This window comes from Alistipes ihumii AP11, assembly GCF_025144665.1.
Classification (GTDB): domain Bacteria; phylum Bacteroidota; class Bacteroidia; order Bacteroidales; family Rikenellaceae; genus Alistipes_A; species Alistipes_A ihumii.
The window spans coordinates 299441-322014 of the sequence record NZ_CP102294.1; the positions used below are offsets into that span (position 1 = coordinate 299441).

The following is a 22574-nucleotide window of genomic DNA, read 5'->3' on the forward strand; positions in this document are numbered from 1 at the left end:
TACCTTTACTACCTAATTGTTGAAAAAATGCGCGAGAAAATAGAGCTGTTGAGAAGACAGATCAACGAGCATAATTACCGGTACTACGTGCTGAACGATCCGCTGATCGGAGACTATGAGTTCGACGCCCTGCTGCGCGAGTTGCAGGAGCTGGAGGCGGCCCATCCCGAGTTCGACGATCCCAACTCGCCGACCCGGCGCGTGGGGAGCGACTCCACCAACGAATTCGCTACGGTCGAGCACCGCTATCCGATGCTGTCGCTTTCCAACACCTACTCGCTCGACGAGATCAGGGAGTTCGACGCGCGGGTTCGCAAGGAGGTCGGCGAGGCCGAGTACGTATGCGAACTGAAGTTCGACGGAACCGCAATCAGCCTGACTTACGAGAACGGCCGTCTGTTGCGGGCCGTGACGCGCGGCGACGGTACGCGCGGGGATGACGTGACGGCCAATGTCCGGACGATACGTTCCGTTCCGTTGCAGTTGCGGGGGGCGGGCTATCCTGCCTATTTCGAGATACGGGGCGAGATATTGATGCCCTTCCGTTCGTTCGAGCGACTGAATCGCGAGCGGGAGGATATAGGCGAGACGCCTTTCGCCAATCCCCGCAATGCGGCCGCCGGTTCGCTCAAGCAGCAGAGCTCGGCCGAGACGGCCCGGCGCGAGCTCGACTGTACGCTCTATTCGCTCGTCGGCGACGACTTGCCGTTCGGAACGCATTACGACAGCCTGATGGCGGCCCGTGAGTGGGGATTCAAAATCTCGGACCAGATCGCCCTGTGCCGTGACATGAACGAAATCGACGAGTACATCCGTCGTTGGGATAAGGCCCGGAAGGAGCTGCCGTTCGCAACCGACGGCGTCGTGATCAAGGTCGACAGTTTCGCGCTTCAGCACCGCCTCGGCTATACGGCCAAGGCGCCGCGTTGGGCCGTCGCCTACAAGTTCAAGGCCGAGCAGGCGCTGACTCGGCTGCTGTCGGTCGATTTTCAGGTCGGAAGGACCGGAGCGATTACGCCCGTAGCCAATCTGGAGCCGGTTCTGTTGGCCGGTACGGTCGTCAAGCGCGCCTCGCTGCACAATGCCGAACAGATCGCGCTGCTCGATATCCGGCTGGGCGACCATGTGTATGTGGAAAAGGGGGGCGAGATCATCCCTAAGATAACGGGAGTCGATCTTTCGTCGCGCCCGATGCAAAGCGAGCCTTTCCGATTTATCACGCATTGCCCGTGCTGCGGGACCGAACTGGTCAAGTACGAGGGCGAGGCCCGCCACTATTGTCCGAATCAGAGCCATTGTCCTCCGCAGATCGTCGGCCGCATGGTCCATTTCATTTCCCGCAAGGCGATGAACATCGACGGATTGGGAGACGAAACCGTCCAGTTGCTTTATGACGCGGGGCTGATTTCCGACGTGGCCGACCTGTACCGGCTCAGGCGCGAGGATCTGGTCGATCTGCCCCGATTGGGCGACAAGTCGGCCGATAACATTCTGCGCAGCATAGACGCCTCGCGCGATGTGCCCTTTCAGCGGGTGTTGTTCGCGATCGGCATCCGGTTCGTCGGAGAGACGACGGCCAAAAATCTCGCCTTGCATTTCCGCAGCATGGATGCACTGATGAACGCTACGCCTGAAGAGCTGGCTGCGGCGGACGAGGTGGGCGACAAAATCGCGCTCAGCATCGTCGATTATTTTCGCGACGAAGCGAACCGGAAGATCGTGGCCCGCTTGCGTGAAAGCGGCTTGCGGTTCGAGATCGGGGAGAAGCAACTGCTTTCCAATGCGCTCGACGGACTGAAATTCGTCATTTCGGGAACTTTTTCCGAGCATTCGCGCGATCAGCTCAAGGAATTGATCGAATCGCACGGCGGCCGAAATCAGAGTGGAGTTTCAGCCAATACGGACTATCTGCTCGCCGGGGACCGTATCGGTCCGGCGAAGTTGAACAAGGCGCGCAAACTGGGCGTGCGGATTATCGGCGAGGAAGACTTCGTGCGGATGCTCTCGGGCGATATGCCGGATGCGGCGGTCGCTCCCGGAGACAAAGAAAACCCGCCGGGCCCGGAGCCTCCGGAAGAATCGGTCGATAAAATGGCGGCTTCCGATCAAAATAATGTGAAGCAAGGCACATTGTTTTGATAAAATATGTATTTTTGCTGTAAAATTAACATTTTACGATGAAAACTAACATTCGGGGGGTCGGAGTAGCTTTGGTCACGCCCTTTACCGACGAAGACGGGGTCGATTTCGCGGCATTGGACAAACTGATCGAGCGTGTGATAGGCGGCGGAGCCGATTATTTGGTGGCGCTCGGCACGACGGCCGAGACTCCCGCGCTGAGCGGAAGCGAGAAAGAAGCGATCCTACGCTTCGTCGTCGAGAGAAGCGCAGGGCGTGTGCCCGTGATAGCGGGCCTCGGAGGCAATTCGACGGCCGATGTCGTTTCGGCCCTCCGTTCGGCGAATCTCGACGGGGTCGATGCCGTGCTGTCGGTGACACCTTATTACAATAAGCCTTCGCAGGAAGGAATCTACCGTCACTACAAGGCGTTGGCCGAAGCCTCGCCTTGCGGGATCGTACTTTATAACGTGCCGGGCCGTACCGGCGTGAACATGACTGCCCAGACCGTGCTGCGGCTCGCGCACGATTGCGGAAACATCATCGGCGTCAAGGAGGCGAGCGGCAACCTGTCGCAGGCGGCATACATTTTGAAAGACCGTCCCGAGGGATTTGCCGTGATCTCCGGCGACGACAGTTTGACCGTTCCGATGGCGGCGCTGGGAGGCGACGGCATTATTTCGGTGGCGGCAAACGCGTTTACCGGCAAATTCTGCCGGATGGCCCATGAGGCGCTCGACGGTCGCTTCGACGAGGCTTCCGCGCTGCATATGCAGATGATCGAAGCGATCGACGCGCTGTTCGAGGAGGGAAATCCGGTCGGAATCAAGTGCGCCCTTTCTTGCATGGGCCTGATTCGTAACCGGCTCCGTCTGCCTTTGGTCCGTGCGTCCGAGTCGCTCGAACGGAAAATGTCGCGGCTGATCGAGGAGAACGAGCTGGCCTGAGCCTGAATCCCCGGCTCCGGGTTTTGTTTCGCCGTCGTCAAATATTTTTATACTTTTGCCGTTTGAACAGTAAAACACGGAAAATATGAAGCGTACGGCCTTACTGTATGGAGTCCTGCTGGCTTTCGCCGCCCTTCCGCTCGCCGCTCAGCAAGCGCCGGACAACGACGCGATTCTGCGCGAAACGATCGACAAGGGCTCGCCCTATTACTATCCGGCGATCTATATGCGCTATATGTCGGGCGATACGACGTTGACGCTCGAGGATTACCGCCATCTGTACTACGGTTATGCCTGGCAGCCGGGTTATAAGCCTTTCGAGACTCCGGCTGCCAAAGACCGTATACTGAACATTCTGGCCAAAGATTCGCTGGCGGAGGCCGATTATCTGAAGATCGTCGAGTACGGCCGCGAAGTGATGCGCAGCGAACCGTATGATCCGAGCACGCTTAATTTTCTGGTATATGCTTACGGTGCCGTCGGGGACTCGGTCAACGAGCGGATCAATTACAGCCGTCTGAAAGGGATTTTGGCGGCTATCGAGTCATCGGGCGGCGGGCTCAGCGAACAGTCGCCCTGGCATGTTCTCTACTTTTCTCATGCCCGAGACTTGCTTGCCAGCATGAATCTGGCGGCCGGCAAGGAGAAAGTGATCAGCCGTACGGTGGCATGGATGCCCCCGCTTGTCAAGCAGAAAGGCGTCAAGGGATACTATTTCGATTTCGGCCGCATCTATTGGCACAAACCCGACAAATTGCCCGAGAAGCGTAGCAACGGCTGGGAAATCAACGGAATCCCGCTGAAAAGGAGGGTGGTTCCCGAAGTCCGCACGGTCGAGTGAATGGCAAAGCAACGAACTAATACGGAAATCATATGAAACGAAAAGGGTGGATTATCCTGGCTGTCGCGGCGGTGCTTGTCATCGGCACGTACTCGTGGCTCAAGAGCAGTTACAACGACATGGTGTTGCGCCGCGAAGCTGCGACGGCTCAATTGGGAAATGTCGAGAACCAGTATCAGCGCCGAATGGACCTGATCCCGAATCTGGTCAATACCGTGAGAGGCTACGCCTCTCACGAGCAAAATACATTGAGCGAGGTTGTCGAAGCCCGGGCGCAGGCGACTCAGACCCGTATCGACGTGAACGACGCGGCCGCGATGGCCCGGTTCGCTCAGGCTCAGGGCGAGCTTTCCTCGGCACTGAGCCGTCTGATGGCCATTTCGGAAAGCTATCCCGATCTGAAGGCCAGTCAGAACTTCCGCGATTTGCAGACGCAGCTGGAGGGAACCGAAAACCGGATTGCCGTCGAGCGCCGCAAGTATAACGAGGCTGCCCAGTTGTTCAATACCTATGTCAAAATGTTCCCGCGCAATTTGCTCGCCGGCATGTTCGGTTTTGCTTCGCTGAACTATTTCGAAGCGCAGCAAGGAGCGGAAAAGGCTCCGGAAGTGCAATTCTAATCGAAAGGCATGATGCGACCGATATTGCGTTTTTTGCGGATGTTCTTGTTCTGGGCCGCGCTTGCGCCCGCCGGTATTTCGGCTCAGGATTTGCCCGAGCCGATGTCTCCGCGCCGGTTGGTCAACGATTTCGCAGGCTTGCTGAGCGACTCCCAACGGCAGGCGCTCGAGCGGAAACTGGTCGATTTCGACCGCGAGACTTCCACGCAAATCGCCGTCGTGACCGTCGACGATCTGGGGGACTATGCCCCTTCCGATTTCGCGCAACGGTTGCACGACAAATGGGGCGTCGGTCGGGAAGGTAAGAACAACGGCATTCTGGTATTGGTCAAACCGTCTGTTCCCGGTTCGAGAGGCGAGGCCTATATTTCGGTCGGATACGGTCTCGAAGGGGTCATTCCCGATATTACGGCGGGACGGATACTCGACAACGAAATGATTCCCCGGTTCCGGGAGGGGGATATCTACGGAGGGATCGACCGGACGGCCGATGTGCTGATGCAGCTTTCTCGCGGGGAGTTCACGGCCGAGCAATACGACGAACGGAGCGGGGACGGAGCCGATGCCGCGGTGCTGTTCGTCCTGATACCTCTGATTCTTTTTATGATTCTTGCCGGCCGCAGAGGCGGTCGCGGGGGAGGATCGAGCGGCAGCCGGGGCGGAGGCTGGATTCCTCCGATCATTCTCGGCGGCGGATCGCACCGAGGAGGAGGCGGCTTCGGGCCGGGAGGTTTCGGCGGGTTCGGAGGAGGCCTTTCCGGTGGCGGAGGAGCCGGTCGTTCGTGGTAGCGCCTTTCGCCCTCTTCCTTGGAAAGATTTTCGTATATTTGCGGATGAAACCATCTCTCCGGAGGATCGGTATGCCGAAGCGCGGAGGCGCGCGACGGCACTCGGCTGTAATGAAACTGTCATGGGAAAAATATACCGTTGCCTGTTGCTTCTGACGCTCGCCTTTTTCACGTTTGCCTGCGAGAAAGACGACGACTTTCCGGCTCCCGACGTAGATCGCACGGTGCTGGTTTATCTGGCGTCCGACAACAATCTGTACCGTTTTGCCCTGCAAAACCTGAACGATATGAAGTCGGCCATGAAGGGATTGGACGGTAACTTGCTCGTCTATATCGACGAGGCGAACGGAACTTCCCGTCTGTCGAAGATCGAGAGCGACGGGACGGAGCGCGTGATCGAAACCTACGGAAAGGAAAATTCCGCTTCGGCCGCCGTGCTCCGACGGGTGGTCGACCGTGCGCTGACGCTATATCCGGCCGAGTCGTACGGTCTGATTCTTTGGTCTCATGGCATGGGGTGGATTCCGGCCGGGATAGAGGAGACCGGTACGAGCAGCGGTCTGTGCTGTCCGAGAGACACCGAAGCATACCCTGTGACGAAGCATTTCGGCGCGGACACGGAGAACGGTTCGTCCGTGCATATGGAAATTCCGGACCTGGTAGCCGCGCTGCCCGACGGCCTCACTTTCGATTTCATTCTGTTCGATGCCTGTTTCATGGGCGGGGTGGAAGTCTTGTACGAGATGCGCCATGCCGCGCACTATCTGATCGCCTCGCCGGCCGAAATCCTCGGCAGCGGGTTTCCCTATGACCGAATCATTCCTCTTATTTTCTCCGAGCGGTTGCAGCTGGAGGAAGTCTGCCGGCAGTTTATGGCCTATTACCGCGCGCAGTCGGGCTACAACCGGTCGGGAAGTATTACCCTGATTCGGGCCGATCAGCTCGATGGACTGGCCGCCGCTGCCCGCGATGTATGGTCGGCAGGGAATCTCGCTGATGTGAGCGCCGGAGAGGTGCAGCCGTTCGAGAGGATGCATACGCACAAATTTTTCGATCTGGCCGACTATTATTCCCGTCTGGTGCCGGTTCCTCAGTACACGGACTTCGATGAGCAACTGTCCCGGACGGTGCTTTTCTCGGACTATACGGACCGGATATACAGCGCGGTCGAATACGGCAGTTACGGGTTCTTCGACGTGCGGACGTGTTGCGGCTTGTCCACTTATATCCCGCAACCAGGGTTGCCTTCGCATAACGAAGCGTATCGCTCGACGGCTTGGGCCCGGGCGATGGGCGCAGGAGGGCAATGAACCGCGGGTCAGTTCGCCTCCGTCGCAGGCATGGTAATTCCCCCGCCCAGAGCTTTGTATAGCGTTACGTAGCTGCTCATCGCGCTGCCGACCGCATCGGCATAGTCGGTTTGCGCTTCGAACAGCGTGCGCTCGGCGTCGAGCACGTCCAGATAATCGGTCAGTCCGCCTCGGTACCGCTGCATGGCTACCGTATCGGCGCGCTCGGCCGACCGGACGAGCGTTTTCATCGCTTCGATCTGGGCGCGGTAGGTGTTGACGGCTGTCAGCGCATCCTCTACCTCGCGAAGCGCCTGCAAGTAGCATTGCTCGTAATTGAGCACGCTTTCCCTGTGCTTTTCCCTTGCGATCTGCACGCGCCTTTTGTTGGCTCCGAACTGAAAGACGGGGCCGGTCAGGTTTCCGGCTACCGACCATAGGTACGACTTGCTGCCGAACAGCCGGGAGACGTCGTCGCTGAGCGTTCCTCCGTTGGCTGTCAGCGCGATGCTCGGGAAGCGCATGGCTTGGGCCACTCCGATCTCGGCGTTCGCGGCCATGACCTGATAGTAGGCTTCCTGCATGTCCGGCCTTCGCTCGAGCAGATCGGACGGCAGGCCCGCCGGAATTTCCTCCGGCATATCCAGCTCGGCGAGCGACGCGTGTCTTCCGATCAGATCGTCGGACGGGTTTTGCCCGAGCAGCAGACTGAGCGCGTGGAGCGCTTGTTGCCGGGCTCGCTCGAACCGGGGGATGGCGGCTTGTGCCGTTGCGACGGCCGCTCTGCTTTGGCTCAGCTCCATTTCGTTGATCGTGCCGGCTCGGTAGCTCGATTCCATCAGCCGGTAGGTATCTTCGCGGGATCGCAGCGTGGAGCGTGAAATGTATTCGGCATATTCGTACTGCAGGTAGTCGAAATAAGTCGTCGCCACCTCGGCCGCCAGCGAAACCATCACGCCCTGTGCTGCCCGGTCGGTTGCAAGCATCTGAGCGCGGTCGGCTTCGCTCATCCGGCGGATTTTGCCGAACAGATCCACCTCCCAGCTGATCGTCGGCTTGATCATGTAGCTCTGTTCCGGCTTGTCGGTGGTCAGGCCCACGTACGACTCGGTGCCGTACTGGGCATCGAGACCGTATCCGACCGAAGGTCCGAGACTCGCTTTCGTGGCCTTGAGCGTGAGCCGGGCCTGCTCGACGCGCGACAGGGCTACGGCTATGTTGCGGTTATTTCTGAGGGCGGTCGAGACCAGCCTGACGAGCGTCGTGTCGTTGAACAGTTCCCACCACCCGAGGTCCGAGGCCGCATCGGATGCCTGACCGATGTAGCGCTGCGGAATTGCGACCGCAGGGGGCTCGAACCGCGGGCCTACCGTGCAGCCGAACAGGGCTGCCGAGGCGAGGAGCAGAGGAAGGTATTTCGGATTTCTCATGACTTTTCGTTTTTCGTTTTTCGTTTTTCGTTTCTGCTCGTATCGGCTCATGCGGCCGACGAGTACGAACAGGGCCGGGTAGGCGTACAGCCCGATGACCGTAGCGACCAGCATGCCTCCGAAAAGCGCGAGGCCCATGATGTTGCGGGCGACGGCATTGCTTCCCGTGGCCAGTATCAGCGGAAGCACGCCCATCAGGAAGGCTACGGCCGTCATGACGACGGGGCGGACACGCAGCTTGGCTCCTTCCAGCGCGGCTTGTTGCAGGTCCATTCCCTCGTCGAACTTGTCGCGCGCGTATTCGACGATCAGAATCGCATTCTTGGCTGCTAGTCCGATCAGCATGATGAGCGATACTTGCAGAAAGATGTCGTTGATGTAGACCGGATTGAACAGGTGTCCCAGATAAGTGAACGCCAGAGCCCCGAATACCGCGAAAGGAATACCCAGCAGAATGCTGAGCGGAAGCGTCCAGCTTTCGTACAGCGCTGCGAGGATCAGGAAAACGAAGACGACCGCGTACAGGAATACCGTGCCTGCTCCGCTTTTCTGCGCTTCCTGATACGACATGTTGCTCCAAGCGTAGCCCATGTCCGAGGGAAGCACCTCCTCGGCGACTTCTTCCAGTGCCTTCATGGCCTGAGCCGTCGAATATTCGGACGCCGGGAGTCCCGTCACGCCGGCGGCCCGGTACAGGTTGAAGCGATTCGTAAACTGCGGTCCCGTCGTGTCCCTCACGGTAATGAAGGCCGACAGCGGCACGCTTTCGCCTCGGTCGTTGGTCAGATAGAACATGTCCAGCTTCGACTCGTTGAGCCGGTACTCGTCCTCGGCCTGAATGTAAGTCTGGTACATGCGGCCGAAACGGTTGAAGTTATTGACGTACATGCCGCCCAGATACGAGCTGATCTGCGAGTGCAGCTCGTCGAGCGAGATGCCGGCCTTGAGCACTTTCTCGTTGTCGATCGAGATGGCCTTCTGGGGCTCGTCGGCCTGAAAGGTCGTGCTGATAGTCGCTATTTCGGGCCGCTGCCGGGCGGCGGCTATGAAGCGATCGGTATAGTCGGCCAGATAGCCGGGCGTGTTGCCGCCTTTGTCCTGGATCATGATCGTGAAGCCGGAGCCGGGGCCCAGTCCCGGTATCGAGGGAGGTCCGAACGTGTATACCTGAGCCGAGTTGATCTCATAGTAGAGCTGCTCGTTGAGCCGGGTCGTGATCTGCCCGGCCGTCATCTTGCGCTGGCTCCAGTCTTTCAGTCGGATGAAAATCAGGCCGCTGTTCGGCGATTGGTTGCCCGACAGAACGCTGAATCCGGCAACGGAGGTCACCGATTGAACGTTGTCGTTCCGGCGCAGGATGGAGTTGATCCGGTCGATCGCCTCCTTGGTCCGGTTCAGCGAGGCGGCTTCCGGCAGCTGTACGTCCGCCATCAGATAGCCCTGATCCTCGTTGGGCAGGAATCCGGTGGGAACCGTTTTCAGCAGAAGCAGCACGGCTATGACGGATATCGCGATGAAAATCAGTGTTCGGGCGCTGTGTCGAACCATGATTTTGCTGGTTTTCAGGTAGCTGTCTACGCTCCGGCCGAAACGGCGGTTGAACCAGCCGAAAAATCCTTTGTTTTTTTTCCCGCTCTGAGGTCGCAGCAGGATCGAACAGAGCGCAGGGCTCAGCGACAGGGCATTGATACCCGACAGCGCGACGCTGATGGCAATCGTGATGGCGAACTGTCCGTACAGCTTGCCGGCCGCTCCGGGCATCAGGCCGACGGGCAGAAAGACGGCCATCAGTACCGTGGTCGTCGCAATGATCGGGGAGGCTACCGTTTTCATCGCGGCGATCGTCGCGTCTTTCCCGTTCATGCCTTTTTCGATGTTGACCTGCACCGCTTCCACGACGACGATCGCGTCGTCGACGACCAGGCCGATGGCAAGCACCAGACCGAGCAGCGAGAAGACGTTGATCGAAAAGCCGAACAGCGGAAAGACCATGAATGCCCCGACCAGCGAGACCGGAATCGCGATGATCGGCACGATCGTGGCCCGAATGTTCTGCAGGAACAGGTAGATGACCAAGACGACCAGCAGCAGTGCCAGAGCGAGCGTGACGACGATATCGTGGATGCCGAGCAGGATCGTCCGGGTCGAGTCGACGATCGTGTGATAGTGCATTCCCTCGGGGAACGACTGCGAGAGCTCCCGCATCGCGGCGTTGACCTCCTTACCTACCTCGACGGCATTGCTGCCCGGCGACTGGTTGATCATGATCATGCTGGAGGGCTGTTGCTGGTAGGTCGAGTAGACGTCGTAAGTCTGCGAGCCCAACTCGACGTCGGCCACGTCTTTCAGATACACGAGCGACCCGTCCGGCTCGGCGCGCAGAACGATCCGCTCGAATTGCTCGACCGTGTTGTACTGGGCCGGCATGCGTACCGTATAGGTGAACTGGACCGAGCCGTCGTTAGGCTCGGCGCCGAGCTGGCCGCCGGGTATCACCTCGCTCTGCTGTTCGATGGCCGAAGCGATGTCGGCGACGGTCACTCCCAGATAGTCCATTCGGTCGGGCTTGACCCAAATGCGCATCGCATAGGCGCCTCCGCCCATGACCTGGACGCTTCCCACACCGTTGATCCGCGCCAGCCGGTCCTTGATATGCAGGATCGCGTAATTGCCCAAGAAGTTTTCGTCGTATCTGCCGTCCGAGTAGAGCGACAGTACCTGAATGAAACTGCTCATCGTTTTCTCGGTCGTGACTCCTTGCTTGATGACGACCTGCGGGAGCATGGGCGTGGCCGACGATACGCGGTTCTGCGTGAAGATCGTATTCATGTCGGGATCCGTGCCGACGGCGAACGACACCTGCAGCGACATGCTGCCGTTGTTCGAGTTGGTCGATTGCATGTAGATCATGTCGCTCACGCCGTTGACGCTTTCTTCGAGCGGCGTGGCGACGCTCTGTTCGATCGTCAGCGCGTCGGCTCCGAGATACTCGGCCGATACCTCGACCACGGGCGGGGTGATGTCCGGATACTGCTCGATCGGCATGTTCCGTATGGCGATCAGTCCGAGCACGACGATCATAATGGCTATGACCATTGCGAAGATCGGACGTCTGACGAAGATATTTCCCATATTTTTCAATGCTTTACGGTTGAATCGGCCGTCGGATCCGGCTCGACGACAGCCCCTTCGCGCAGTTTATGGAATCCGGAGGTGACGATCCGTTCGCCGGCGTTCACTCCGGAAGTGACGATCCGTCGGTCGCCGTACGTCCCTCCGAGCGTGACGATCCGCTGCCGTGCGCGGTTGTCTTTGTCGAGCACGTAGACGCTATATACGTTCTGCGTCTGGACGACGGCCGTCTGTGGAATCAGGAGCGCTCCGTAAACCGTGTCGGCCACGACCTCGATCCGGGCGAACTGTCCCGGCCGGAGCAGCGTGTCGGGATTGGGAAACGTGACCTGCGCATCCAGCGATCCGGTTTGTTGTTGGACGGCCCGGCCGATGAAGTCGAAACGGCCTTTCTGCGGATAGACGACATTGCCTGCGATACGTAGCGTAATATCGTACATCCGGGTTCTGTCCCGGCTGAGCATGTCGTAATAGGTCTGTTCCGGTATGTAAAAGAGAACGCGTATGGAATCGACCTGCGAGACAGTGTTCAGAACGGTGTACTGAGACCCTTCGCCCACATAGTCTCCCACGCGGGCCAGCGTTCGGCCGATAATGCCGTTGAGCGGAGAGGAGATGCGCGTATAGCCCTGCTCTATGCGTGTGTAGTCGAGCGAGGCTTGGGCTGCGTTGAGCGAGGCGCGGGCGGCCGAGAGGCGAGCTACGGCCTGGTCCAGATCGCTTTTGCTGGCGGCGCTGGTCTCTGCCAGCGGTTTGACCCGGTCGTAGTTCTGTCTGGCGGCGATCATTTCCGCTTCGGCTTGCCGGACTGCGGCCGTGCTGCGGGCCGTTTGCGCTTCGTAAGGCTGCGGCTCGATCACGTACAGCAACTCGCCCTTGCGGACGAACGAGCCTTCCTTGAAATGGATGCTGCGGAGGAAGCCGCTGACCCGCGCTTGAATCGAAATGTCGTTGCGTCCGTAAGTCTGCCCCACGAAACTCATCGTAACCGGGACGTCCCCGGCGATGACTTCGGCGACCGGCAAGCGGAGCGGAGGAGAAGATACGCTTTTTTCTTGACGGCATCCCCAGATCATGACAGCGGAGATAATCGGAAATAAGAAAATGGTACGGACATTTTTCATGGAATCGAATTTTGTTCTGCCGATTCGTCAAAAAACATACCGTTCGGCGAGTCGAAATGCCGATTTCGAGGCTTCTTCCCCCGATTTTTAGCCTGTGCACGATTTTCTAAAAAAAAGATATCGTCTGAAAAAATAGAGGAAAAACGGAGGATAAATCTTGATGTATTCTGTTTGGAAAGGATTTGCATTTCAGTATTAACCGATTGATTTTGAACTCAAAGTACGTATGCCAATGATCCGCTGTTTGTAGAAAATATTCTCTTATTGTTTCTATTTTGGTTATATTACAAAATTGAGGATATGCGGTTTGCTGTTTCAAATTGTAATCTGTGTTTGTCTTTGTCTTTGTTCACAGTGTTACTACGAGTATGCTTTCGTCAATATGCATATGTTGATATAAGAAGACCGTATTTGATCCGATATGTAAAATTGAGGCATATGTGTTTCTCGAAGTGCGGTTGCTATTTTTTCTCGGGCAGAATCTCCGGCGGAAACTTGACGGTTGAGAGAAAAATCCCGTGCAATTCAGGGCGGAGAAATGGAAAATAGTCATGATAAAGATGTTGGTGATATCGGAGTTTTGGCAACGGCAGTCTATGTGCGTTCGGCTGTAACAATATTGTTCCTTCCCGATCAATGCGTGTGGGTCGAGGCGCGTTTTCCGATGTTCCGCATGCAATCGGTTCCTTCCCCGAGCATTTCCCGGAAAGCGCCGGGGTATTTCCCCGTTGTTGTTCGTAGCCGAAAAGAATGACATAACGAAATAACGGTAAAGTGAAATGCTCATAACGGTCTGCCGGCCGTTTTGCGAGGGGAGGGGAGGTAGCCCGTGCTCCGTTCGGTTCGTCCGAATATGGGGAGAACAGAACGTTTTACTGGGTTGAGAAAGTTTGATCGGCTTTTTAAAATTTGAAATTTTGTTATATTTGTATTATCTTACTATTCATCAAATTTATGACGTTATGAAAAAGTTTATCTATGGGGCATTGCTGATCGGCTGCGCGCTTTTTTCAGTATCATGCGACGACGATGAGAAAGGACCTGCTTTGCCTGTCGAAGTGGCTTATCAGAATGCTTCCGGCAGTTATCTGGAAGGTACGGAGCAGATGGCTCTGTTTCGCATAAGCCTTAGCTCTGCCTCTTCGGCGAGTTATGAGCCGCTGGTCATTACGCTTGCGACCGGAGCGGTCAGTGATGTGAACGATCTGACGATCGCTGCAGGGACTTATTCCGTAGTTCAGTCATCGACATTGACGGCGGGCCAAATAGCCCAGGGTGCAAAAGCAGGGGATACGCCCAGCGGTTCCTATTTCGGAAGCGGTTCGGCCGCTCTGTTGATCAGCACCGGTCAACTGACTGTCGTGCGCTCGGGTTCGAGCTATACGCTTTTAGGCTCTTTTACGCTTTCGGACGGCTCACAGGTGGAAGTGCGCTACAGCGGTGTTATCGAGATCGAGAATTTAGTGCCGATTCCTCCGCAAACGATTTCCTATCAGAGTGCTGTGGGCAGTTATTACGGAACCGACAGCGAACTACAGATCGCATCCTATCAGATACGTTTTTCGACGAAAGGCGTGATGGATGAAAATCCTCCTGTCGAGTATCTGTATCTCATGCTGAGCGGTTCGCCCGTGACCGATTTGGCGTCGTTGGAGATCGAAGCGGGAACTTATACCATGGCCGCTGACGGGGAATTCGTCGCAGGCAAGTTTTATCCCGGTGAAATTGACGGCGAGAATTTGAGCGGTTCGATCGTTATGAAACTGTCCGATGCTCAGAATCAGGAAATTTCGCTTGTAACGGGCGGAGAGTTTACCGTCGAGGAAAAGGAGAACAAAATGTTCGACGTGAATGGCAGGTTGGAGCTTCAGGACGGTACGGAACTCGAGTTTTCATATTCGGGAGCGCTCGTCGTCGACAATCTTTCCTCGGAAGGCCGGCCGGCCGACGAGTTGGAACTTCCTCAGAGCGAGCTGGCCGAGGATGTGACGGTTACGCTTTTGCCTACCGAGGGATACCTGACTTTCTGGCCTTCGTTCTTCTATGAATATCCCGATTTCGATTACGTATATATCCAGCTTTATAGCGATAATAACTACATGAATTGCATCGATCTCGGCCTTATCGTCGACAAAACGAAGTCTGACGGAGAGACACTGCCGGTAGGGAAGTATCCCATGATGAACCGTTATCCGAGCGAATTTGCTTCGCTGAGCAAAGCATCAGTCGCCGCATTTGCCATCAAGACCGATACGAATCCGATGATCCGCTACGGTTGCTGGTACGTGACCAATTATGCGACCAATAATCCTCTGGTGGACGGAGAGGTGGAAGTTCTTTCTTTCGATGCCGAAACGAATGCGATTCATTTGCGTTTCGAGTTGAAAGATAATGCCGAAACGCCTCATACTGTTTCGGGTGAGTTCGAAGGGACGCTGTCTCAAATATAGGTCTGTATAAGGAGATATTTAGATTGGAAGGCCCCGACTGAAATCGGGGCCTTTTTCTTGTCGAAACGGGGAAATGGCGCTTTGCGATCGGCTGAGTCTGAGCCGGAAAATGGTTTTCTCCTTTTAGCCGCGACCGGACAGTATTGTCCTGTCTGTGGTTCGCATTCACGACAGGAAGCGAGGCGACTCGTACCGATCCCGTCTGCGGAGGCGACGTATCGATTGATTTTATCGTCAGTCGATATGTCGTTCCTAACGGCTATATGTGCATTTTACGTTCAATCGCATGAAGAAACATAAAGATGCCGGACTCGTACGGTCCGGCATCTCTATGACAAATAACGGTCTTGTCTCTACGAAAGCATTCTGCGGGAACTGAATACGAGAGCGTTTATCGTTCGTTGCCGTCGGGTTTCATCAGGTTAAGCGTCCGGCGGAGCCATACCCGGTAACGGATATTTCGGTTCCAAGTATTGCCTGCCGAGGCGAAATCGCACAGCATGATCTGGCGCGGCTCAGCCAGCTCGCCTTCGAGGTCGGTCCCCAAGATCATCGGGGCGGTGAACGCCATCCACATTTTCTCGGGTTTTTCCTCGACAGGCAGCAGCGTCACGAAACCGTCCGTTGCCTGAACGACGACTGTCTCATCGACGAAACCGTCCCCGAAACGCGTGTCCCGGGCCAATACGACCGGTCCGCGCTCGATCGCCTGAAATCCTCCCCGACGGATCAGCCGGCCGCGCATATCGAGCTTCACCCCGATTCGGTCGCCGGCTTCCCATCTCCGCTTGAGGCGGAGGTATTCGCCGGGAGTCGCGCCGTCCACGGACTGGCCGTTGACCGTGACCATCGAGACGGCGCTCCATGCCGGTATGCGCAGGGAAACGGTGAACTCGAAGCTTTTGCGCGGGTCGATCATGATCTCGATATCGCCTTGTTCGGGATAGCTCGTCGCTTGTTCGAGCAGCACCTCGCCTCCGTCGAGTCTGACGGTCGACGACATGGGACCATACAGGTTAACGAACAGTTCGTCGCCGTAGTCGGTTACGGCAGCCTCGGGCAGCAAAGCGAAAGCGCGGGGCCCGTTCATATTGCAGCAGTTGACGTGCATGCCGCACTGCTCTTCGCCGGCCGACCGCGCGCCTTCGAGCGGGCTGTACTTGGCTATTTGCGAGGCGTCCTCCTTCATCGAGGCGGCCAGCGCGTTGTAGGCGCTTCGCTCGATCTGGTCGGCATAAAGCGGATTGCGGGTCAGTCGGAGCAGATCGTAGCACAGTTTCATCCATGTCATCGTGACGCAGGTCTCCATCGTATGATAGGCCGGTTCCGTCTGGAGAGCCTTTCCCTTGTAAAAGCATTCGAACGAACTCCCCGATCCGGCAATGTTGATCTCGTCGGCGATGATGCTCGTCACGGTCGCCTCGACCGCTTTCAGATAGCGGGGATCGTTCGTAACCTTATACAGTTCGAGCAGTCCGTCGTAGCACGACATCATCTCGTAGGCTTTCTGTCCGTTCTCCCAAACGAACCATCCCCGAGACGGATCGTCGAGCGGGAAGCGTTCCGACACGGGAACGCCGTCGAGCGCCTTGGCTATCAGTTGCGGTCCGTCGGCCGATTCCATACGATCGACGATATACCGCGCGAAGTCGAGATACTTTTCGTCCAGCGTGCGGTTGTACAACAGCATGATCGGTTCCAGAATCGAGCACGACGACATGCCCCGGTAAATGCCTGTCCGCTCGATTTGCCTGACGGCCGGAATTTGCGTCAGCAGATGATCGGCCAGACGTACCGCCCCGTCGAGCGCTTTCTTGTCGCCCGTCAGGTCGTAGTAGGCGAGCAGACCGAGCATGGTGTACTTGCGGCCCCACACGTCCCAGTTGGTCAGTTGGGCCTCCGGCGCGTAGTTGCCGATGTATCCGTCGGGTTGCTGGGCGGCGAGCAGCGATTCGACTCCGCCCTCTATTTTGCGCAACAGCTCGGGATCTTTGTTGTAACGGTAGGATGCGATGGCTCCGAGAGTCCATTTACCCCAGAATTCGGACTGCCACAGGCTGGTTTCCGTTTGCCGGCGCATCGGAGCGACCAGCAGATCGGGGTCTTCGCTGCATACGCGGACCCGGATACAAGCGTCGATCCGATCGCCCAGATAGCCGTCCATATGCGTTTGTACCCGCGAAACGGGAATTTTCGGTTTTTTCTTCGCGGATTTCGGGGCGGCCGTCGATCCGGCGATAACAAGACAGCAAAGGATCGCGGCGGTCAGCAGTTGTTTTTTCATGATCGTTCGGGTTGTGAAATGTTTGATTCGAACGATAAAGATAGTGAAAAAATCGATGTAAGCCGTTTCGGCAGGACAACTCCCAAACAGGCCGCAGTTTTCGCTGCGGCCTGTTTGGGAAAAATCCACCGGCGGAGAGCTTACATGAAAGCCTTCACGTCGGTAACGAGTTCGCCGTCGAATAGGTTCAGCACTCGGTGGGCGAACGTCGAATCGTGCTGGGAGTGAGTCACCATGACGATCGTCGTACCTTCTTTATTCAGCTCGGTCAGCAGAGCCATGACCTCTTTGCCGTTTTTCGAGTCCAGATTACCGGTCGGCTCGTCGGCCAGAATCAGTTTCGGGTTCGATACGACGGCCCGGGCGATGGCGACTCGCTGCTGTTGGCCTCCCGACAGTTGCTGAGGAAAATGGCGCGCACGGTGACTGATGTTCATTCGGTTCAAAATGGCATTGACCATTTTTTTTCTTTCGGCAGCCTTGACTCTCAGGTAGATCAGCGGAAGTTCCACGTTTTCGTAGACGTTCAGTTCGTCGATCAGGTTGAAGCTCTGAAACACGAAACCGATCTTTCCCTTGCGGTAGAGCGTCCGGTCGCGCTCCTTCAGCGTACCGACTTCCTTGCCGAGCAGGAAATACTTGCCCGAAGTCGGATTGTCCAGCAGGCCCAGAATATTCAACAGAGTAGATTTGCCGCAGCCCGAGGGACCCATGACAGCGACGAACTCGCCTTGTTGCACCTCGAACGACACTTTGTTCAGCGCGATCGTTTCGATCTCTTCCGTACGGAAACTTTTGCTCAGTTCTTCGACTTTTAACATGGTACGATTTTTTTGAGGTTAATTGAATATAATTTATTGGTGTAAACTATCGGATAGTTCTTTGCCCATTATTTTTTCACCGAGTCGACCGGATTGGCGTTGGCGGCCCGGCAGCTCTGCCAGTAGACGGTCAGAAGCGCGATCGCGGCGGCAGTCAGTCCGGCGGCGGCGAACGTGAGCCAGCCGATAGCGATGCGTTCGGTGTAGGCGCTGAGCCACTCGCGCATGATATACCATGTGACAGGCACGGCCAATACGAATCCCACGGCGACCATTTTCATGAAACCCGCGATCAGCAGCCGCAGCACCTCGGCGTTCGTCGAGCCGTACACCTTCCGCATGGCGATTTCCTGCGAGCGTTGACGGATATAGTAGGTCGACATGGCCAGCAGTCCCAGCGCGGCGATCAGAATAGCGATCAGAGTCAGGTAACCGACGGCGTTGGCTGTTCTCAACTGGTTTTCATACCAGTCGCGTATCAGTTGATCGGTAAAGTGACACGAGAAAGGCCGTCCGTCCGTATGCTTTTCGATCGTTTGGCTGACCTGCTGGAACGTGAGCGCCGGATCGTTGGCCGTGCTGATGCGTACCAGAACGTTCATGCAATAATTGTCGTCGCCAACGACATACACCTTTGCGGGGCCTACCGGTTGGCTCAGGTCCCTGAAGCGGAAATCGCGCAGGACGCCGGCGATCGGGATGTGATTTTTGCTGAACTCATCCGCATCGACGGTCAGTCCGTTCGCTCGGATCGCTTCTTCGTTCAGCCATGTCCCCTGGTCGGTTCGCGCGTCGTTGTCCCGGACGATCTCGAATCCGCAGGTGCGAATGAACGCGGTATCGCCCATGAAAACCTGATAACTGATCGGATGGTCCGGGTCCGACGGATCCGTGTCGTTGTTACCGCCCGACGAAGGAGTGAAAGTCGCCAGCGACACGCTCTCCACTCCGCCGATTGTCATCAGATCGTTTCTCAGCGGAGCGTAGCTCGACATCAGATTGCCGGGAACGTCGGCCTGAATGAGCGCTTCGGTCCCGTAGCCCATATCGAAGCGGAGCATGAACCGGATTTGGCGGATCATCACGAGCGTGCAGCCGATCAGCGCGATCGTGATGAAATACTGGAACACGATCAGAATCTTGCTGTAAACCATTTTGGTTTTCTGCCGGAACGTTCCTTTCATCACTTCGATCGGCCGGTAGCTTGAGATCAGCGCGGCTGGAATGCTTCCGGAAACGATCCCCAGCAACAGGATGAACAGCAGACCGCCCGCCGCCGTGTACGGATCGATCGCTTCCCGGACGGAAACGTCCGTACGGACCAGCCAGCCAAAGGCATTTTCCGCAGCCACAGAGAACAGCAAAGCCAGCAAGAACGAAAACAGACACAGCAGAATCGATTCGGCCACGATGCTCGAGTACAGTTGCCGTCGCGTTCCGCCCAGCATGCGCCGCATGGCCATCTCGCGGGCTCTGAAACCGGTTTGGGCCACCGACAGGTTGATATAGTTGATGACGGCGAAAACGAGGATCAGCAGTCCGACGACCGCCAGAATCAGGACGAACTTCTTATTGCCTCCGTTCTGAAAATGGAAACCGTCGAAGAAAATATCCTTCATCGGCCGGAGTATCGCTTTTTCATCGTGCGAGAAAGCGTAGTCGCCGGTTTCCTTGATACATTGCCGGATCGGTTCGGTTTTGGCCGGCAAGTCGGCGTTCCGGCGTGCCATCAGGAACAATTCCCATGAATGGCAATCCATATAAGATTCTATGCACCAAAGGTTATCCGTATTGAAAATGCTTGTAATCAATTGCGGAGTGCGGAATATGCCGTACGGGAAGTCGGCGAATACGCCTGTGACGGTCAGTTGCCGGTCGTCGATGTCGAGCACCTTGCCCATCGGCGATTCTTCGCCGAAGAGCGTTTTGGCGAACTTGCTGTTGATGACGACGCCGTCCCGGGTCGCCAACACGTGACGGGGATCGCCTTGCTCCAGTTCGATCGTGAACATATGGAAGAACGACGAGTCGACGCAGTCGACCGCTACTTGCATATATTCCTCGCCGATACGTAACGTCTTGTTTTCGTAAGAGACGACGCAGTAACTTTCGATTTCCGGGAAACGATCCTGAAGCACTCGCCCTGCCGCATAAGCGCTGTAGGCGAAGTCTTGATGCTCGAACCGGTAGATCCGGTCGCCGTTGACGTGATGACGGTCGGCCGACAGTTCTTTGGCTACATAGGCCGCGATCAGAATCACGAACATCAGCGACACGGAGAATCCGAACACGTTGATCGCCGTATAGAGTCGGTGACGGTTCAGAAAGCGCAGAAAAAACTTGAGATTGAATGTGTGTCTCATAAGACAGAGAGTTATTCGGTTTTAGGTCGTTTGATCGTAGTTTTCATATCGGCAGGGTAGGCTGCTATTCGGTCTTGATCGACCTGACCGGATTCTCAGTAGCGGTCCGATAGCTTTGCAGCGTAATGGTCAGCACGGTGACGAGCGCGACGCTTCCCACCGCAACGGCGAAAATCCACCACTTTACGGGTGTCCGGTACGCGAAGCTTTCGAGCCAGCGGTCGACGACGTACCAGCCGGCCGGAATCGCCACGACGGAGCATGCCAGCACGATTCTCATGTAGCGCTTATTGAACATGCGCAGAATTTCTCCGATGGTCGCGCCGTAGACTTTGCGCAGTCCGATCTCCTTGCGGCGGAACTGCGTCTCGAACAGGATCAGCCCGAAAACGCCGACGATCGAGATGCCGACCGACAGCAGGCTGAACAGCGTGAGCATCGCGGCGAGTCGGTCCTCCTTCTGATAGAGGGCGCCGATATTTTCGTCGAGGAAGCGTATGTCCGCGTCGGCATCGGGATCGAACGAGCGGACCGTTTCGCGTATGAAGGCCGAAATTTCGGGGATATCCGTCGTTCGGACTTTGACGAACATGTGTGTCAATTTCATATTTCCGCTGACATAGTAGACAAGAGGACTAACCGCATATTGCAATGGCTGATAATGAACGTTTTCCGCTATTCCAATCACTTCGATGTCCGAAATACGGTCGCCTACCGACACGTTTCGTTGCAACTGGGCCGTTCGGTTAAAGATGAAATGTCCATTCGGGTGTTTCTTGTCCGAATCGCTGAAATTGCGCCCCTCCCGTATCGGAATGCCCATGAACGACAGAAAATTCGGCGCAACGGGATACCAGTCAAAGCGAAAGTTTTCCCCTTTGTAATCTATGGACCAATACGGTCGGGACTCGAGTACCGGTTGGGCCCAAGCGAAAGTGACGTCGAGGATATCGGGATTGCTCTTCAGCTTTTCTACAAGAGCGTCTTGCCGGTCGAATTGAAACGACAGTCGGGTCGTCAGAATATTGTCCCGTCTGAATCCCATATCGAAATTCCTTATGTATCGGTTTTGCTCGCCGATCGAGAGAGAGATTATGATCAGCGCGATCGAAACGACGTACTGAAACGATATCAGCATGATTCGCATGATCTTTCCTTTGCGTGAAAGGCCGAACGATCCGTTGAGTGCGAAAATCGGAGGGAACGACGTGCTGTAAAAGGCAGGGTACAGGGCTGCGATGATCCCCGCACCGAGCGAGGCTAGTATGCCATAGAAAATCAGTCGGAGATTCGATAGCGGATCAATCGACGCGTCGACCAGCGAAGCTACCCGGGTCGTCGACAAATATCGGGCGAGCAGCAGAGCGAGGAATAATGAAACGAGCGATAAAACGACCGACTCGGCGATAGAACGCAGTCGGAGCCTCGCATTGGTTTCGCCGAGAATCTTTTGGGTATTGATATGACGAATGCGGGACGGGATTCGGGACACGGTGAAATTGACGAAATTGATCATCGCGATCAGTATGATCAATACGGCGATCGTCAACAGGGAATATACGGTCGCATAGCTTGCCGTCTGTTGGCTGACATAGAGCATGTCGTGCGTGAAGTGAATTTTCGGCAGAGCCGTGAAACGCAATTTCAGCGTTTCGTCTTGTTCCTGTTCGATCCAAAGCGGATTAACCGCTTTTCGTATCGTTTCCAAATGCTCCGGGTCATCAACCCGGATATAATATTCGTAGGCTCCATATCCGTTTTCGATTCCGTGATCTCCTAAAGCTCCGATGATGCTGCAGGGAACGAAACTGGAGTTTTTCGGAAAATCCCGATATATGGCTACGATCTCCTTAGTCTCATCGTCGATTACCAAACGGCGTCCTATCGGATTTCTATGGCCGTACAGCGCAGTCGCAGCGCTTTGGGACAAAGCGGCCGCTTGCGGTTCTCCGATACGCTTCAGGTCGCCTTGGACTGTTTCAAATTCAAAAAGATCGGGCAGCGAAGGCGAGACGAGATAAAAGTCGATACCGAGCGATCCGGTTTTTCCTTCCTGTTCGTCGTAAACTCGCGTATTGCCATAGCTATATACGATACCTCCCGATTCGATATGGGGAGAGGAGGCAAGCAGTACGTCGCCGCGCATGCGCTTGAGTCCGGATTCGTACAATCCTTCGAGCGTACCGTCCGTATATTCCGCCCGGAAAATCCGGTCGGCATTTTCGTAATGCGCATCGAAAGTCAGTTCATAGCTGACTTGAGCAATGATTACGATAAACGAGGTCAGAGCGAGTGTCAGGCCCGCTATGCTGAGCGATACGGCCAACTTGTTCTGCTTGTAGTAGCGCAAGAGGTTCTCACACATAA

Annotated in this window: 13 protein-coding genes; 7 read left to right on the forward strand and 6 right to left on the reverse strand. The window is 56.2% G+C overall.

What is annotated here, in order from left to right; all coding sequences use genetic code 11:
- Positions 1-27: 27 nt before the first annotated feature.
- The 6 genes from ligA (at position 28) to NQ491_RS01275 (ending at position 6624) form a co-directional block, all read left to right on the forward strand.
- Positions 28-2139, forward strand: a complete 2112-nt coding sequence (gene ligA, locus NQ491_RS01250) for an NAD-dependent DNA ligase LigA (RefSeq protein ID WP_034282691.1) — start codon at positions 28-30, stop codon at positions 2137-2139.
- A gap of 38 nt (positions 2140-2177) precedes the next feature.
- Complete coding sequence (gene dapA, locus NQ491_RS01255; protein WP_026089533.1) at positions 2178-3065, forward strand: 4-hydroxy-tetrahydrodipicolinate synthase; 888 nt, start codon at positions 2178-2180, stop codon at positions 3063-3065.
- A gap of 85 nt (positions 3066-3150) precedes the next feature.
- Positions 3151-3906 (forward strand): DUF4919 domain-containing protein, encoded by a 756-nt coding sequence (locus tag NQ491_RS01260; protein ID WP_019245169.1) that lies wholly within the window; start codon positions 3151-3153, stop codon positions 3904-3906.
- Positions 3907-3938: 32 nt separating this feature from the next.
- Positions 3939-4526 carry a LemA family protein gene (locus NQ491_RS01265; RefSeq protein WP_019245168.1) on the forward strand — a complete coding sequence of 196 codons (588 nt, stop codon included), beginning with the start codon at positions 3939-3941 and terminating at the stop codon, positions 4524-4526.
- Between the two features lie 9 nt (positions 4527-4535).
- Positions 4536-5315, forward strand: coding sequence for a TPM domain-containing protein (locus NQ491_RS01270; protein WP_019245167.1), 780 nt, complete (start codon positions 4536-4538; stop codon positions 5313-5315).
- Between the two features lie 121 nt (positions 5316-5436).
- Positions 5437-6624 carry a clostripain-related cysteine peptidase gene (locus NQ491_RS01275; RefSeq protein ID WP_019245166.1) on the forward strand — a complete coding sequence of 396 codons (1188 nt, stop codon included), beginning with the start codon at positions 5437-5439 and terminating at the stop codon, positions 6622-6624.
- An 8-nt stretch (positions 6625-6632) separates the two neighbouring features.
- Here the strand turns inward: NQ491_RS01275 and NQ491_RS01285 are convergent, their stop codons facing one another.
- Complete coding sequence (locus NQ491_RS01285) at positions 6633-11165, reverse strand: efflux RND transporter permease subunit (protein WP_019245165.1); 4533 nt, start codon at positions 11163-11165, stop codon at positions 6633-6635.
- 5 nt (positions 11166-11170) lie between these two features.
- Positions 11171-12241 carry an efflux RND transporter periplasmic adaptor subunit gene (locus NQ491_RS01290; RefSeq protein WP_259800665.1) on the reverse strand — a complete coding sequence of 357 codons (1071 nt, stop codon included), beginning with the start codon at positions 12239-12241 and terminating at the stop codon, positions 11171-11173.
- 938 nt (positions 12242-13179) lie between these two features.
- On the opposite strand from NQ491_RS01290, the gene NQ491_RS01295 reads away from it, so the two are divergent.
- Positions 13180-14739, forward strand: a complete 1560-nt coding sequence (locus NQ491_RS01295; RefSeq protein ID WP_147524865.1) for a hypothetical protein — start codon at positions 13180-13182, stop codon at positions 14737-14739.
- 391 nt (positions 14740-15130) lie between these two features.
- Here NQ491_RS01295 and NQ491_RS01300 read toward each other — a convergent pair whose 3' ends face one another.
- From NQ491_RS01300 to NQ491_RS01315, 4 genes are all read right to left on the reverse strand, one after another.
- Positions 15131-17023: a glycoside hydrolase family 127 protein gene (locus NQ491_RS01300; protein ID WP_019245162.1), complete on the reverse strand. Its 1893-nt coding sequence runs from the start codon at positions 17021-17023 to the stop codon at positions 15131-15133.
- 140 nt (positions 17024-17163) lie between these two features.
- The gene (locus NQ491_RS01305) at positions 17164-17844 is read right to left on the reverse strand and encodes an ABC transporter ATP-binding protein (RefSeq protein ID WP_019245161.1); all 681 of its coding nucleotides are present in this window, start codon (positions 17842-17844) and stop codon (positions 17164-17166) included.
- Positions 17845-17912: 68 nt separating this feature from the next.
- A complete protein-coding gene (locus NQ491_RS01310; RefSeq protein ID WP_019245160.1) occupies positions 17913-20207 on the reverse strand; it encodes an FtsX-like permease family protein in 2295 nt (764 codons plus the stop codon).
- A 64-nt stretch (positions 20208-20271) separates the two neighbouring features.
- Positions 20272-22572 (reverse strand): ABC transporter permease, encoded by a 2301-nt coding sequence (locus tag NQ491_RS01315; protein ID WP_081587392.1) that lies wholly within the window; start codon positions 22570-22572, stop codon positions 20272-20274.
- Between the last annotated feature and the right edge of the window lie 2 nt (positions 22573-22574).